Below are 15,708 nucleotides of genomic sequence, written 5' to 3'. Positions count from 1 at the left end.
ATTGTTTGCCTTTCTCATTGAGATTATACGAGTTTTATTAGAGCGATGGGTATTGCTTCTTTTAGTACCCGCTCTCTGATTCTATCTTTAAGTCCCTGTTCGGTAACAATATCAACTTTACAGCCTAACAAGGCTTCGAGTTCTCGAATTAACGGCAAGGGAAACCAGGGACTCCGACGTTCGCTACAATAATCAATTAATAAATCAATATCGCTTTTTTCGTCAGCTTCTCCCCGTGCAACAGAACCAAAAATTCGCACGTTATTTGCGCCGTGTTTAGCCGCAATAGCAATAATTTTTTCTCGTTTGTTTTTGAGTAATTCGTCAATTTTCATGATTTACTTAGTCCATAGTCTTATCATAGGTTGGGTTGAACCAGAGCCAGAAACCGGGTTTGTCAAACAAACCCGGTTTCTTAAACCCCTCAGTTTCTTAAACAAAAAGCTAGGAGTAAGGTTTTATCATCGGTTGTTAACTTATTTAAATCCTCCCGCTTTAAAAATTCTTTGAGGTCTTCTTGCAATGGCGTTTCTGTCTGTTGTAAATATTCCTCTAATGGCTGAAAAAAAGGAGGAAAAGGCTGCCAATTTTTATAATCGATCGATACCTTTTCCACTCCATCCGTCGCCACACAAATAAAGGCAACTGGCTCGGTTAAAACTTTTATTTGCATATCCTCCAAAGCATTACTAGAAGTAACAAAAGTGGTTTCATTGATGTATTCACCCTTGTCAGGCTGAAACAATAACTGATAATTTCCTCCCAGAGGTTTGAACACAATAAAACCATCTCCTATCTGCATCGCCGCTAATCGTTTTGAAGTAACCAAAACAACCAGTAAAGTTGTCGCCAGATCATTAATGTCTAACTGTTCTTTTTCGGCTTCTTCTTGGAGAATTTGCTGAACATAAGCCAACAGTCGCCGGAATATTTCCTTTAATTCCGCTTCAGTTCCAGTGGCAGCTAATGCTGTTTTTTTGAGCTTATACTCTAAAAATTGCAGCGCTGCTTTAACTGTTATTTTCGCCCCTAAATCCGAATGTTTGGCACTACCGGCCCCATCGGCCACGGCTCCAATCAAAACATCCTGACCCAATAATTTATAATCACCGTAATCTTGACAGGGTAATCCCGTTTGGACGTGAAAACTACCGACCACTGACTGACATAATGTTCTCCACATCATTGACTTTCCTCTAGGTGGTAATTTGTCCCCAATTCACTGGTGGTAAAGCGATCGCCGCTCCAATTTTACCACCAGAAACTCGTTTCATTGAGTTACTTAACCACTGAAATAATTCCCGAAAATCTAAACCATTGAGTAACACAGGGGGTTTATTAGAAATCTGTTTGAGCTTCTCCATATCGGCCCCCTGAACACCTACAGAAAAAAATAAAACCCGATTTTCTGCTTCTGCTTGTTTTACCCGTTGCGCTGCCAGATTCCATTGATCCGTAGGCGCACCATCAGTAATTAAAAATATCCAGGGGCGATAATATTGGATACCATTATTTCTATAAATCGCTTTACGATCTTCGATTAAATCTAAGGCCAATTCAATCGCTTCTCCCATCGGGGTTAAGTCTCCTGCGCTTAAAGTAGGTGGCGTAAATTGGTCAATCCCGACAAAATCTTGCACGGTTTTAACCCCTCCCTTACCAAAGGTGACAATGGCGGTTTCTACGCTCAACGTCGCTTGGGTATCCCGCATCACATCCTCCTGAAAGGTTTTGATGCCATCATTGAGAGCCTTAATCGGTTCCCCTTGCATTGAACCAGAGGTATCTAGTAGTAGTACCACAGGACAGCGATTTTCCTGATTTTCGACAAATTCAGCCACACCAATCGGCATTTTTTTAAGCCTCCTAATTTTTTGAACTGGGGGAACTATGGGAGTTTTAGGAATTGGGATTATCTACTTTTTGCCCTATTATATTATCTCTGCCAGTCCCATCAGAGGCTCTCTTATTCTTTGTGTGATAAGTTTAATTGATATAGGAGCGATCGATCTTTGTGTCCTTTGTATCTCTGTGGTTCGTTCCACTCGCCCACCGGCGTTACCGTATCTCAGAATACATTTTAACCACAGAACCCATCAGAAAAGGTATCTTTCTCTTAAGCTGAACGCGGGATTTGATTTTTGACTATTAGTCGCAGGGTTTGATGCAATTCCTCGCGACTGTGAATTTCCTCCAGACGATGAACGGGAACACCTTGATCGAAGAGAATTAAAGTAGGCAGACTACGCAGACGAAAACTATTAGCTAATTTAAAATTATCATCGGCATTGACACCGACTAATTGAATCGCACCTTGACAGTCATTTTGCCAAGACAAGAGGGTGGGTTGGATTAAACGACATAAACCACACCAGGGAGCCCAAAAATGCACGAGGACCGGACGAGAAGATTCTAAAACTAGCTTAGGGAAGCTCTTTTCGTTGACAGATAGGATCATGTCTAAACGGATTTTATGAAAATTTTATTTTGATATGTAAACCATGCTACACCAATCGGGATCAATAGGAAAGGGGTTGGGAGCAAAATCACCAATAAATTTTACTTGTTGCTTGCATTAGCCAAGGATGACCCCACCAGAGGAGTAGAATAAACCCTGTTACTCCTAGATAGGCAGGACGAAGGAATTCTTGCCATTTTAGACTTTGCCGACCATCGATAATCGCTAAAAAGGGAACCACTGAGGTGCGTTCTTTGACCTTTAAAAATGCCTCTCCGTAACGGTCTTCTAACCGGCGATCGCCATGCCAGACAGCAAAAAGATGATGAGCAATTAAACCCAGGGAAGTTAATAGGGTAAAGCTTGTCCCTAACCAGAGGGTATGGGCAATACACCAGATCACCTGTCCTACCATCTGGGGATGACGGGTAACGCGCAGAATGCCGGTTTCGTAGAGATGAACCTGGGGTTTTTGGATAGCGGCGATCTCCAGCAGGTTAAAGGTGGCAGGATAGAGAAAGAAAAAAGAAATGGCCGAAAGTATCCAAACTAGGGTTTTAACTCCGGTTACTCCCTGTACTTGCCAGAGAAGCCAACCATCATAACGATGATTGAAGAAATAAACTACTAAAATTACTGCTAGAGGGATACTCACAAGGGCAAATAATACCCGATACAGTCGCGCACCGATGATAGCTTCTCCCCCCATTCGTAAACTGGCTAATCCGCTATGGGCAACAGCAAAACCCAGTAATAAACCTAACATGACCCAATGACTAGCGAATGCCACTTTTACCCTCTTGATTGACTAAATTTTTCTCCCAATTCTATTTTAAAGATTGATGGTTAATTTTCAGCCCCTTTTTTTTGTGTTGCCAGTATCGGGGATTCGGGGCAAAATAAAACTATGCTTCCCCAAAGCGACTCCCAAGAATATACCCAGGGAACTATCTAATTTTGCAACTTTTTGATAATATGTCTTATCCCCAAAAGCGATTTGTGATGGTCTGTCAGCATTCTTCCTGTTCGGTGCAGGGTGCGTCCGAGCTTCTTTTAGCTTGGCAAACGGCAGCTCTCCCAGAAGATGTCATCGTTATGACCAGTGGTTGTCAAGGACAGTGTAGCACTAGCCCCACGGTGAGAATTATTCCCGAAGAAACTTGGTACTGTCGTGTTAAACCAGAGGATGTCAGTCAGATTGTCGAGGAACATTTAAAAAACGGTCAACCGGTCGAGCGTTTACTCCATCCACGCATTCACGCTCAATAGCAGTAAACGGCTCTCCCAGGCTTGGTGGGTAAAATGTATTCTAAGATACATTCCTCCTAGCGAGGGGGTGGAACGAACCACAAAGACACAAAGGACACAAAGATCGATCATATTGTGAGTTAAACTTATCACACAGAACCTAGAAGAGCCAGTAAACTCGGTCATCAATTTTTAGACTATGCTTCACAATAGTCTTTTGCTCCTAGGTTAACCCCTGTGAGTGCCTGTGATTGCAATCCAGAGACTTAATTCTCGGATAATACATTTGTTTTAGATTATTGGTTTCCTTTCGGGATTTCCGAAGAACAAAAAAGGGGACTTAGCCCCTTTTTCCGGATTAGTTAGTTATTTTTTCGGCGATAACATCATCATCATGTTACGACCTTCTTTTTTTGGTGCTTGCTGTACCTCAGCTACATCCTCTAAATCCTTGGCCATGCGAGCCAGTAATTCTTCCGCTAGGTTAGAGTGTTGAATTTCTCGACCTCGGAAGGTAATCGTCGCTTTTACCTTATCTCCCGCTTTTAAAAAACGTTGCGCTTGGTTGACTCGCACGTTGTAGTCATGCTCATCGATTTTATAGCGCATTTTAACTTCTTTTATATCGGCTGTATGCTGTTTTTTCTTGGCTTCACGCGCTTTTTTCTCCTGTTCAAACTTGTATTTGCCATAGTCCATAATCCGGCAAACGGGAGGAATTGCCGTTTCACTGACGAGGACGAGATCAAGTTCCTTTTCTTCGGCCACGCGCAAAGCTTCGGCAGGAGTAATAATTCCCAGTTGAGAGCCGTCGCTATCGATAACGCGGATTTCGGGAAAGCGGATTCTTTCGTTAATTTGGGGGAGATCGCGAGTAGTGCGTCTTTTATCTATCACAGGCGTTCTGGGTTATCTCTATTCTAGTTAGTTAATCGGGTGGAGTTTACAAAATGATTTACTTGCTATTCTACCTACTCGATCGAGTTTCTTGGCCAATTGTTAAGTTTTCTTGCAATGTTAATTTTTAGCCTCTGGTCGTCAGCCGTCGGCCGTCAGCCAGATAAGCTGTTGTCTATGGGTTTTGTTAGACTAAGACCCTATACTCTCAGGAATCGATCGGTAAGGTGCGTTCTCCCTCGTTGCAGCAGGGAACGCACCCGACAAAATCGGCGTAATTGCACTACCCCTGTAAGCCAATGTCTAGATTATAGTAGGACAGTATCAGGCGAAAGTTGATAAGATTTTCCAGTATGGTTAAATATTGCGCTGATGTTTTAATATTACTTATCGCCTAAAACTATGATTACTTATATTAAAATTCATGGCTTTAAATCCTTTCATAATTTTGAAATGGAATTTACGCCGCTTACTGTAGTTGCTGGGGTTAATGCTTCTGGTAAGAGTAATTTATTTGATGCTTTGCAATTGTTGACGCGGTTGGCAGAAGTGGATCTGAAGACGGCTTTTAGCGAGCAGCGAGGACATCCTAGCGAACTTTTTACCCAATATGATGAGGACGACTACGCCACGGAAATGGAATTTATAGTGGAAATGTTAGTCAATCGCAAAGTAAAAGATAATTGGGGTGGGGAAGTCGATCTTAAATATACAAGATTACGGTATCAATTAAAAATTAAACGAGAGTCTAATATAAGTGGCTTTGAAAACTTGTATATTGTTGATGAACGTTTAGAAAATTTAAAGCACAATGAAGATAATTGGGTAAAAAATTATATTCCTAAGACAGTATTGGAAACTTGGCGACCAAAAGTAACGGGTAGGAGAGCCATTCCTTATATTAAGACTGAAGATATTAATGGTATTGCTACCATTGTTGTACCTCAAGACGGTCAACAAGGAAATAAAAAAGTATTTCCCGCAAAAAACGCATCACAAACTGTTTTAAGCAGCATTAATACTATAGATTTTAAACATATATTAGCCGCCAAACAAGAAATGCTGAGTTGGAAGTTTATGCAGCTTAATCCCGAAGATTTGCGAGAACCTACTCGTCAAGATATGGGCATCAGAGATACAATAACAGCAAGCGGAAAGAATTTAGCCGCTGCTTTATTTCGCATTAAACAAGATGATGAATATACCCTCACAGCAATTTCCCGTGATCTCAATAATCTGCTACCGAATCTTACAGAAGTTAATGTTTATGACGACAAAGCAAATCGACAATTTATTATCAAGGTAAAAGGTGATGATGGTCGGGAGTTTTCTTCAAGAGTGCTTTCCGAAGGAACCCTACGTTTATTAACATTATGTGTCCTGCAATACGACCGACAACACACAGGATTACTGTGTTTTGAAGAGCCAGAAAATGGCATTCATCCTTTTCGTATTGAAGCAATGGCAAGATTATTAAAAGAGCTAACTGTCGATTTTGAAGATACTGAAATGCCTTTACGCCAAGTAATAGTGAACACTCATTCTCCGGTTCTGGTGAGTCAATTAATTAATTGGCAAGATGATAAAAATGTCAGCATTTGGCTTTCTCAACTTACCAATCGAATATCCACTATTGAAGGGAAGCGAATTAAGATGAAAAGCAGTAATTTTCACCCTGTTATCAAAGATAATAAAAAGCAATTAACCTTATTTTTATCCGAAAATGAGGCCAAGCTAACTCTCTCGGAAGTTGTCGAATATCTAAAAACTGCTGATGCTGAAAGTGCGATTAAAAATATTAAAAATCAACAAAACCAATTAATGTAAATCAATTAAGATGGCAAAAAAAATCAAACAAATAATTATTGCCTTAGCTACAGAAGGCAGTTCCGATCATAGATTTTTAACGAATATTATTCAGCGCACTTTCGAGAGAGTTGCTTTTGACGATGAACAAGAAATAGAAATTTTTGACCCAATTTGTCTTCCACAAATCTCTGGCGAAAATATCCGAGAAAAAGCTAAAAAATACGCAATTCAAGCGGTGGAGAAGGGAGCAATGGTTTTGTGCTTCCATGCAGACGCAGATGATAAAACAGATGAAAACGCATTTAAGGAAAGAATTGATCCGGCTTTTAATGCTATTAAATCAGACGAGCGAGACTTATGTAAAAATTTAGTTGCTATCGTTCCAATACAAATGACTGAAGCCTGGATATTAGCAGACAAAGAATTACTAAAAAAAGAATTGTGTACAAAGAAAAGTGATAGTGAGTTAGCAATCGATAAAGATCCCGAATCTTTTAGCAATCCGAAAGAAACGATTAAAAATGCCATCAATAAAGCCAGAGAAGGTATTACTAAACGCTATCGAAATAAACTAAAAATTGACGATTTATATTCACAGATTGGTACAAAAATCCCATTGTCGAAATTAGAATCCTTATCTTCCTACAAAAAATTTGAAAAGTCAGTACGAGATATTTTTCCACAATTAACGAAAGTCAACAATATAGAAGATAATCCTGATGAAACGTGAATAGGACCTTGCTAATACCATTTTTCTAAAGTAATGGCAGAGATGGTTAATTGCCTCCAACCTCAAACCCTATTCTAGAAAAGAAAATGGGAGTAAGATGTCTGCCACGAATAAAGAAAAATGGCATAGGGTGCGTTCCCTGTCGTTGCAGCAGGGAACGCACCCGACAAAATCTCATTATAATTATTATCGATATCGCACTAACGTTATTATTCTCCTTGACGGCTAATTTATCCGATAAGATCAATGATTACACTGTAGTTATAATATCGTTACGGCGGATTCATGTTTGTTCTGGTAAATTCTCCACCCTGAAAGGTTTATCCAATAAGGAATTGGCTGTACCAGAGGAATAAAGTAACTGCTGTATGCCATCAACAACCATCCTCAACCAATGATCCCTAAACTACCCTTTTCTAGGAAAAACAATCAGAAAAAAAGTCATCCATCCGAACAGCCCTCTGTAAATTCTACCAAACCAGAGACAAAATCAAAACAATCGATCATTACAAGGATCGGTCAACTATTACCTTTCTGGACAAACAATCAGAAAAAAAGTCATCCATCCGAACAGCCCTCTGTAAATTCTAGCAAACCAGAGAAAAAAAACACGATCCTTTCATGGCTAATGGAATTCGGGCAAAAAAATTTACCGATAGCTGTATTGGGTTCGGTTATGGTTACTTTTATCACTAATCCCGATAAGGTTCAACTTTGGCTAACTATGTTATTCCCAAAACCTCTTTCCTTCTCTTGCGAGGGGATCACTGTTCAAATCCCGCAGAATTGGCAACAACTTGGATGTCAATCTGTTGCAATTCCTGATGTTCCTGACGCTACCATCATCCCCAAGTCTTTTGTTAGTAATGAAAGCAATTCTCCTAAAATACTCTTGATTGTCGAAGAGCTTTATGACAACGATGTTACTTTGCAAAAATTTTACCAGAAAAGAGCTATGACTGCTATAGATAACAAAAACAATACTTATTTTATAGGTAATAAAAAATTTCAATTCAAGGGTAATTCAGCTAACTATGAATTAGTTTATGATGCAGACAATATTAAACGAAGAGATATTGGTTTTTTATACAGTAAAAAACAATATACGATTCGTTATGAAGCCAGTACCCAAGACTTTGATAAGTATGAAAAGGAAGCGAGAGAGATAATCAACTCTTTAGAGTTAGATTCGGTTAAAGAAGCTAAATAGTCTATGATTAAAAGTTTTCGCTGTCAAGACACAGAAACCCTGTCATGTTGAAATTGTTGATTATCATTAAAGGAGGTTGATGATGAATGATTGGAAAAGCTCCATTAACCCCGGTGAAATTCTCGCGGATGAATTAGAAGAAATTGATCTTACTATCTCTCAGCTTGCCCAAAAAATTTATGTATCGTCAGAAACTCTCTATCACATCCTACAAGGAGACGCGAATCCCACGGGAGATATTGCTTTAAAATTAGGACGTTTCTTTAATACTGGTGCAGAATTGTGGATGAATTTACAAAAGGCTTATGAATTGGATGTAGCCAGAGAAAATCTAGGCAATAAGCTAGAAGAAATCATTCCCTATCAATCTATTTCTTCTCTATAAATTGATTAAATTATCATCAAAATAATAGGATTTACTGGACAATGCTTCAAATATAATGATCTGTGCTACGATCTCGGCTATAATAGCATGATTCGGTTTTCTTTATTGTGTGAGGAGTCACCTGATATGGTTTACAGAACATCGGCTTTTGGTTTACTCGCTTTGGCTTTATTGGTTTCGGGGGTTAGCGTGTCGGCATCTCAGAGAATGACAGGGGTAAGAGAAAGCCAAGTCAACGACGGAATCAATAGCCGTAGGGACACACAACTACTGGCACAACAACCTATTTTCAGCGAAAATAAGTATTTTTCAGGAGTCTTACAAAGTTGCACTCGTTCCGGCTCCTCTGTAAAATGTTCGGTGGTTATTAGAAGTAAAGAAGATACCAATATCACTATATTATGTCAGGATCGGGATGTCACTAAATTGTATGACGCATTTGGAAATCTTTACCTTTGTAGTCAAATTCAAATTGGTAATCGCAAAGAAGAAGGGAGGATTAGCTCAAGGTTTCCGCAGGGAGCTCCAGTCAAGGTAACATTAACGTTTAATAATATTCCTTCTCAAATCCGTGAATTTGACACTTTTGAATTACATACTGACATTCGTGGCAATTCTAGTTTTCTAAGATTTCCGAATGTCAAAATTTCTTGATAAGTTTGTTCAGTTATATCTACAGTTTTTGATTGATTTTGTATCTGGTTTCCGCGATAAAAATTATATCGAACATCGTTTTAACATATCGCTCAAGATCGTTCCCCTACTTTCCCAAATTGAACCAGGATCGCGCAATAGATTATCATCGGAAGGTAAACCAAAAGGATACTGTCCTAATTGTCCTCGGTCAACAAACCAAATTGGGTAAAAGCCGAGATTGGGATTTTTTTGATTGTATAAACTTGAAATTGAGAGAGTTGATACTTGTTGAATATCGTTAAACCAACCTAGCTCTTTAGCGAATTCTGTATAAAGATAAAGCCGAGACTCTCTAGGCGGCAAAGTATAATGATACTTATTATAAATGCTTCTTTGTAACCGAAATCCATATCTTCCATTAGATGCTTTACGCCACGCTAGATCTAGATCTGCTAGAGTTTTACAGTTTAAAGATAGCAATTCATTGCTATCTAAATCGCCTGACTTATCTGAATCGCCTTTACTTAGTAAAATCTCCCAAGTTTTATCATTCGCTTGTCCCCATTTTTTAGCTGCTAGTAATTGCTCCAAAGTTTGATTGGGAGAGGGAAGAGGGGAAGATAATCTTTGAGAATTCCGAATCGCTTGCCACTGAGGATATAAATTAATAGGAATCGCTAAAGATGATGATTTATTCCCAGAAGCGTCTTTATCTGCTTCGACTAATATTCCGACTAATTCACCATTTTTATTAACAACCGCGCCGCCACTCATTCCGACTTCCGTTGTTACATCTATCTTCAGCGTTGCCCCCTTTTGTCTTTTTAGTAGCGCATCAGGAGGTAATCTATCAGTAAATTTACCCAGTCTAAGGGTGGAAGTAGATAGCCTTTCTGTAATCAGAGAGGAAGGAAGCGGATAGCCAGAAACGGTTAAATCATCGGTGGGTTGTAATTGCTGGCTATCTCCTATATTCGCCGTTCGATATTTAGCAGAACTTTGTATGGTAATCTCCGCTAGATCGTAATCGTCAATTTGCTTAATATTTTTGGTTCTTCGTTACTTGGTATGGTTTGATCGGGGGGCATAAATCGACCAAATCCTTATCTGGCAAGAGACTTAATTGATTAGTTAGTTCTAGATCGAAAACAATTGACATAAATCTCCGAATGTCTTTCTATATAAGGTTTTCATCCCTTGTAACCCCATCCATCGCATAACACAAACCGAAGAACCATATTTTTCTCATTAATGATGTGGCTACCGATTATTTGCCGATTAGAAGGATTAAAAATTAAAACTTTATAGTTTCTCTTTTCTTGCACCACATGATATGCTGTTAGAATCGTGTAGAATTGTCCTTGCTGGCGAACGATTACCCCAGAACCCCCATCCTCTTTATAGCTTCCTTCTACATCAATTCTGACGGTAATCTCCTTTAATTGTGATTGATCCAACTGAGCGATTGCCACAGGAAAAGGTATCAATATCGAGACAATACCCAACCAAGCGAACCATCTTTTTATCATTGTCTTTCAGTCCTTGATCGCTCCACTTCTTCGAGAAACTTATCAACATCAATATAAAGGTTGGCTCCCCCAGAATAAAAAATAAAATTATCCGTGAATGTAAGAAAGTTTCTTCTTATTAACCGATAGCGAAGGGCTAACATCTTATCTAAAACTCTTTCCGCGTTTTCCCCTCGCTTTAATTTAACGATAAGTTCTCTTTCGGTATCGCAAGCTTTATCTTTGGGTTCCTTGACAAAACAAATGATCGGATAATTATCACTCGATTTTCCCGTCCGTAAAAAAGAACGACTCCAGGTTTTATCGTCATATCTTGCTTGAATAATCTCAGAAACTTCCTTGCACCGCTCTAGTGGCTTTTCCCCCGCAACTTCCTCTACCCAATAAATAAATGGTACTAAATTTCCCGTTCCGTTCTGGATCATTGTCGTGGGAACTTTTTGCTTTGTGGAGGGATAGCTTTCTATTTGACAGGTAACTTTGGGTGATTCCGTTCGCCCTTGTTGTGGGGTGAAACCATTAGAAAGCATAACAACAAATGCCAAGGGGAAATAGCGCCAGAAAACATTCATCGCGTGTGGGGTGAAACCATTAGAAAGCATAACAACAAATGCCAAGGGGAAATAGCGCCAGAAAACATTCATCGCGGTTGTCGCAAGCGAGAAGTATATGCCGCGATTGTATCTTGACATCCTCGCCGCCGTAAAACGGACGGCGATTCCTCACCACGCCACTTTTTTAGGGTGGTCGCTGAATGGGGTTGACGCTTCACCGAAAAACGCTTAATTGCTTAAGTCTGACTCTTTCTCCACGTCCGTTTTGAGTGTCCGAATGCCCTCCGGCCACTTTGAACAAGTCGAAAAAATCTAATGTTCAACCTTATTTCCTAGAAAGTTTTACTCGTTCAAGGCCGAATTTGAATTCTTTTCTGAACAAAACCCCCTACTATCTGTTGTCAAGGTTCAGTTTTTAGCTTGGTTATCGCTTTTTTATTCTAGCTTAAAGCCGTCCTAAAAGGACGGGGTTTTAACCCAAATTTTCGATAATCGGTAAGGTGCGTTCCCTGTCGTCGCAGCAAGAAACGCACCTGACAAAATCTGCGGATTGCAGCATATCAAGCAGGAATTGGGGATCCCGTTGCATAAATCACTTGAGCCGAAGAAAGGATTTGATTACGGCGTAGGTAGTTGCGACTGGTGGCAATGCCTTGGCGGGTAATCAGGTCAACATCTCGATGGAAAATGGTTTTTAGCTCTGCTTCCATTTGGTCTAGGGTGCTGAATGTGGGATGAGCCTCTGGATGAAATTCCACCATAACATCAATGTCGCTGTCGGGGCGGAAGTCTTCGCGCAGGACGGAGCCGAATAGAGCGAATTCGGTCACTTGCCAGCGATCGCAAAACTGGGCAATTTTTTCCATCGGTAGGTCGCTCGCAGTAATGGTCATGACATTGTTACTCCCAAGGTTTCAAATTGCCGATCTCAAAAACGTGGCCGATAGCTGATAACTGAAAGCTCCCTAAATATCTAACCTTTGGTAGATGCTATTAAGATGATTTAGGTGCTGCTGGGGATCAAAGCAACTTTCGATCTCGTCGGGGGATAAAATGCCGGTAACTCGTTCATCTTGACTGATAAAAGCTTTAAAATTGCCGTTATCGGTGTTCCAAGCGCGATGGGCGTTTTCTTGGACGATTTTATAGGCAGATTCCCGGCTAATTCCCTTACTCACCAAAGTTAAAAGAACTCTTTGACTGAAAATCACGCCACCGTAAACATTCATATTTCGCTTCATGTTTTCGGGATACACCAGCAGATTTTTGACTAAATCGGTGATTTCCTTGAGCATAAAGTGGGTTAAAATGCAAACATCCGGCAGCATCACCCGTTCTACGGAACTATGGGAAATATCTCTTTCGTGCCAGAGGGCGATATTTTCTAAAGCGGAAACGCTATGACTACGGATAATTCTCGCCATTCCCGTTAAGCGTTCTGAACGGATGGGATTACGTTTATGGGGCATAGCGGAGGAGCCTTTTTGTCCTTTGGAAAAGTATTCTTCCACTTCTAGGACATCGGTTCTTTGCAGGTTGCGAATCTCCACGGCAAAACGTTCGATCGAAGCCGCCAATAAAGCTAATTGTTGCACATAATCGGCGTGTCGATCGCGGGAGATCACTTGAGTGGAAGCGGTATCCGGTTCTAATCCTAACTTCTGACAGGTTAACGCCTCAATTTTGGGATCAATATTGGAATATGTTCCCACTGCACCGGATATTTTACCGATGGCGATGTCTTGGCGCAAGCGAATTAAACGATCGCGTCCTCGCAGCACTTCCGCTAACCATCCCGCTAGTTTAAAGCCAAAGGTGATCGGTTCGGCGTGAATGCCGTGGGAACGTCCCACCATGACTGTATAACGGTGTTCTTGGGCGCGATAACGCAGGGCTTGAATAAAATCTTCTAATTGTTCTAAAATCAGGTTTAAACTGGCGACTAATTGTAAGGACAGGGCGGTATCTAGTACATCAGAACTGGTTAAACCCAAATGAATATAACGCCCCGGCTCGCCCACATATTCGTTAACATTTGTTAAAAAGGCGATGACATCGTGGCGCACTTCTGCTTCTATTTCTAAAATGCGATCGGGATCAAAATTAGCTTTTGCCTTAATTTCTTCCACTGCATCCGCGGGAATATAGCCTAATTCTGCCTGCGCTTCACAGACGGCTATCTCTACCTCTAGCCATGTTTGATATTTATATCTATCCGTCCACAAATTCCCCATCGCAGGGAGAGTATAACGCTCGATCACTATTAATTATTCCAAGACAACCGTTTAATTGTATCGGATCGGGGTAAGTCTGGGAATAGGCAGGGGGCAGCGGGGAGTTTTGTTTTCCCCACTCCCTTCTTTCCGGTTAGTGATTCGGTAGTAGCGGTGAGGCTCTTCTAGGTTGTGTGTGATAAGTTTAACTTACAATATGATTGATTGATCTTTGTGTCCTTTGTGTCTTTGTGGTTCGTTCCACCCCCTCTCTAGGAGGATTATATCTTAGAATACATTTTACCCACCAAATCCAAGAGAGCCGCGGTGAACTATCTTGTTTAATTTAGCCTGAATCGAACCCCTACCCCCTTGCTTCAACCCATGCTCGCATTTTACCCGGATTGTTCAATCCGTAGGGATCGACGAGTTGTTTAAATTCTAGTTGTAGCGGATTAATCTGTCTGCTGCCGCCATCTTCCATGATATAAGTGTGAGGATTGGCAATAGCTGCCCCCTGTTGTTCATAGATAGCAATAATCTCATTTAATCGAGTTTCTGTGGTAAATTCTAGCAAGGGAAGACCGGCGGGAATAACTTTACCTTGAAATCTCAAAAATTCTAGGTGCATCATTATTTCCTCCCCAAAATAATTATAGAGTTTCTCTACCGTGGCTAGATTAAAATAAAAAGCTTGTAGATAAGTTATCTTGGGGTTAAAACTACGCGCATGGAGAGTGGTATGATTCCAAGTAAATTCTAAGATACTGTTGCCTTTTTGAGTTTCTTCTGGCGTTTTATAGTAGGTAAGTTCACCATTATATTCTTTAATTAAAGATTCTAATGCGACTCGATCGCTGTCCGATACTATTAACAAAACTGCCGCTTTTCCCGTGGGTAAATAATCCTTAAGAGCAGTAAAATAAGCAGGAATTGGCCAAGAGTGAACACTAACCATTTTCTTGACAATGCCATCACTATCACTGAGAGCTTGACCGAATTTAGCGGCGGTGATAAAATCGGCAAAAGTAACGATAAATTCTGCCCAAGGATAACAGGGAGCGAGGGCTATTTCTAACTCGGTAATAATGCCATTTGTTCCGTAGGCATGATTGACTTTTTCTACCTCATCCCCCCGTAGTTCGATAATTTTTGGTTCCGCTTCTAGGGTGACTAATTGCACTGCTTGCAGATTGCCTCTATCCTTCAATTGTCCATAATTAATTGAACCCATGCCCACACTGCCACCCCCGATAAAACCGCCAATTGTCGCCGTCCGATAGGTAGAGGGAGCCATTCTTAATTCCCACCCAATTGCGCGAGCTTGTTTATCAAAAAATGCCATTTTTACCCCCGCTTCTACCCGTGCTGTACCCGGTTCGATCGAGATAATTTTTGTTAGTTTGGTTGTGTCTAAAATTACTCCTCCCCGTAAGGGAACACATTGACCATAATTACCTGTCCCCGCACCTCTAACTGTTAAAGGAATTTGGTATTTAACGCAGGTTTTAGCGATGTCAATAACTTCTTGGCTATTGTGGGGACGAATGACTAAATCAGCCCGTTTATCTTGCAGTTGTGCTTCTAAAATGGGACTAAAATGATAATAATCTAAGGAAAGTTTCGCCACTTGCCCCGGATCGGTGATAATTTCCAGATGGGAAAGTTCTTCAATGAGATTTTGACAGTTAGATTTCATGGTTAGGTAGGGTTTGCTGAAAAAGTGTATTGGTGGGGTTAGGAGTCAGGATTCAGGAGACAGGATTCAGGAGTCAGGAGATTATTTTTATTTGTTCTCCCCATACCCCAATTCATAATTCATAATTCAAAAAGGAAAAATTAAAAACCGATCGCCTAGGCGGTCGGTTTTACTAAGAATTATAAACTTTTATTAACTTTGTTTGCTGAGAAACTGTTGAGCTTGTCTAATAGCGGCAGCGCCGATATTGAAGACAGCCCAGCCACCAGCAATAAGCAAAGGGGTTAAAACGATTAACACTCTCCAGTCCATAGATTTCCTTCTCCTCGGTCAGTGCTTA

The 15,708-nt window shown here is 40.5% G+C and carries 19 protein-coding genes; 6 read left to right on the top strand and 13 right to left on the bottom strand.

Going from position 1 to position 15,708, the window contains the following annotated elements; genetic code table 11:
- Positions 1 to 23: 23 nt before the first annotated feature.
- The 5 genes from myaer_RS08975 to myaer_RS08950 all read right to left on the bottom strand — a co-directional run bounded on the left by myaer_RS08975 (position 24) and on the right by myaer_RS08950 (position 3,248).
- Complete coding sequence (locus tag myaer_RS08975; RefSeq protein ID WP_046661845.1) at positions 24 to 335, bottom strand: nucleotidyltransferase family protein; 312 nt, start codon at positions 333 to 335, stop codon at positions 24 to 26.
- Positions 336 to 424: 89 nt separating this feature from the next.
- A complete protein-coding gene (locus myaer_RS08970; protein ID WP_046661844.1) occupies positions 425 to 1,183 on the bottom strand; it encodes a PP2C family serine/threonine-protein phosphatase in 759 nt (252 codons plus the stop codon).
- A gap of 13 nt (positions 1,184 to 1,196) precedes the next feature.
- The gene (locus tag myaer_RS08965) at positions 1,197 to 1,853 is read right to left on the bottom strand and encodes a vWA domain-containing protein (RefSeq protein ID WP_046661843.1); all 657 of its coding nucleotides are present in this window, start codon (positions 1,851 to 1,853) and stop codon (positions 1,197 to 1,199) included.
- 263 nt (positions 1,854 to 2,116) lie between these two features.
- On the bottom strand, positions 2,117 to 2,458 hold the full coding sequence (locus tag myaer_RS08955) for a thioredoxin family protein (RefSeq protein ID WP_046661842.1): 342 nt from the start codon (positions 2,456 to 2,458) through the stop codon (positions 2,117 to 2,119).
- A gap of 88 nt (positions 2,459 to 2,546) precedes the next feature.
- On the bottom strand, positions 2,547 to 3,248 hold the full coding sequence (locus tag myaer_RS08950; protein WP_080949731.1) for an NnrU family protein: 702 nt from the start codon (positions 3,246 to 3,248) through the stop codon (positions 2,547 to 2,549).
- Positions 3,249 to 3,433: 185 nt separating this feature from the next.
- On the opposite strand from myaer_RS08950, the gene myaer_RS08945 reads away from it, so the two are divergent.
- Positions 3,434 to 3,727 (top strand): (2Fe-2S) ferredoxin domain-containing protein, encoded by a 294-nt coding sequence (locus tag myaer_RS08945; RefSeq protein ID WP_046661840.1) that lies wholly within the window; start codon positions 3,434 to 3,436, stop codon positions 3,725 to 3,727.
- Positions 3,728 to 4,072: 345 nt separating this feature from the next.
- Here the strand turns inward: myaer_RS08945 and infC are convergent, their stop codons facing one another.
- Entirely contained in the window at positions 4,073 to 4,603 is a 531-nt protein-coding gene (gene infC, locus myaer_RS08935) for a translation initiation factor IF-3 (protein WP_002781641.1), read from the bottom strand.
- 402 nt (positions 4,604 to 5,005) lie between these two features.
- On the opposite strand from infC, the gene myaer_RS08930 reads away from it, so the two are divergent.
- From myaer_RS08930 to myaer_RS08910, 5 genes are all read left to right on the top strand, one after another.
- The gene (locus tag myaer_RS08930; protein WP_046661839.1) at positions 5,006 to 6,430 is read left to right on the top strand and encodes an AAA family ATPase; all 1,425 of its coding nucleotides are present in this window, start codon (positions 5,006 to 5,008) and stop codon (positions 6,428 to 6,430) included.
- A gap of 10 nt (positions 6,431 to 6,440) precedes the next feature.
- Positions 6,441 to 7,142 carry a DUF4276 family protein gene (locus myaer_RS08925; protein ID WP_046661838.1) on the top strand — a complete coding sequence of 234 codons (702 nt, stop codon included), beginning with the start codon at positions 6,441 to 6,443 and terminating at the stop codon, positions 7,140 to 7,142.
- A 394-nt stretch (positions 7,143 to 7,536) separates the two neighbouring features.
- On the top strand, positions 7,537 to 8,352 hold the full coding sequence (locus myaer_RS08920; RefSeq protein WP_046661837.1) for a hypothetical protein: 816 nt from the start codon (positions 7,537 to 7,539) through the stop codon (positions 8,350 to 8,352).
- An 82-nt stretch (positions 8,353 to 8,434) separates the two neighbouring features.
- On the top strand, positions 8,435 to 8,737 hold the full coding sequence (locus myaer_RS08915; protein ID WP_046661836.1) for a HigA family addiction module antitoxin: 303 nt from the start codon (positions 8,435 to 8,437) through the stop codon (positions 8,735 to 8,737).
- Between the two features lie 126 nt (positions 8,738 to 8,863).
- Complete coding sequence (locus tag myaer_RS08910) at positions 8,864 to 9,391, top strand: hypothetical protein (protein WP_046661835.1); 528 nt, start codon at positions 8,864 to 8,866, stop codon at positions 9,389 to 9,391.
- Positions 9,392 to 9,454: 63 nt separating this feature from the next.
- On the opposite strand, the gene myaer_RS08905 is transcribed toward myaer_RS08910, so the two are convergent.
- The 7 genes from myaer_RS08905 to myaer_RS08860 form a co-directional block, all read right to left on the bottom strand.
- Entirely contained in the window at positions 9,455 to 10,408 is a 954-nt protein-coding gene (locus myaer_RS08905; protein WP_268807328.1) for a GUN4 domain-containing protein, read from the bottom strand.
- Between the two features lie 155 nt (positions 10,409 to 10,563).
- Complete coding sequence (locus myaer_RS08895) at positions 10,564 to 10,902, bottom strand: hypothetical protein (protein ID WP_046661834.1); 339 nt, start codon at positions 10,900 to 10,902, stop codon at positions 10,564 to 10,566.
- On the bottom strand, positions 10,899 to 11,546 hold the full coding sequence (locus tag myaer_RS08890; protein ID WP_235614826.1) for a COP23 domain-containing protein: 648 nt from the start codon (positions 11,544 to 11,546) through the stop codon (positions 10,899 to 10,901). The genes myaer_RS08895 and myaer_RS08890 overlap by 4 nt, the downstream gene beginning before the upstream one ends.
- 470 nt (positions 11,547 to 12,016) lie before the next feature.
- On the bottom strand, positions 12,017 to 12,349 hold the full coding sequence (locus myaer_RS08875) for a nucleotidyltransferase family protein (protein ID WP_002781634.1): 333 nt from the start codon (positions 12,347 to 12,349) through the stop codon (positions 12,017 to 12,019).
- Positions 12,350 to 12,421: 72 nt separating this feature from the next.
- Entirely contained in the window at positions 12,422 to 13,717 is a 1,296-nt protein-coding gene (gene purB / locus myaer_RS08870) for an adenylosuccinate lyase (RefSeq protein ID WP_045357973.1), read from the bottom strand.
- 316 nt (positions 13,718 to 14,033) lie between these two features.
- Positions 14,034 to 15,368, bottom strand: a complete 1,335-nt coding sequence (locus myaer_RS08865) for an FAD-binding oxidoreductase (protein WP_046661833.1) — start codon at positions 15,366 to 15,368, stop codon at positions 14,034 to 14,036.
- A 192-nt stretch (positions 15,369 to 15,560) separates the two neighbouring features.
- Positions 15,561 to 15,680, bottom strand: coding sequence for a photosystem II protein Y (locus myaer_RS08860; RefSeq protein ID WP_002747397.1), 120 nt, complete (start codon positions 15,678 to 15,680; stop codon positions 15,561 to 15,563).
- Positions 15,681 to 15,708 lie beyond the last annotated feature (28 nt).

The sequence above is a fragment of the Microcystis aeruginosa NIES-2549 genome, assembly GCF_000981785.2.
GTDB classification, from domain to species: Bacteria; Cyanobacteriota; Cyanobacteriia; order Cyanobacteriales; family Microcystaceae; genus Microcystis; species Microcystis aeruginosa_C.
This window is presented reverse-complemented; position numbering and strand designations above follow the sequence as displayed.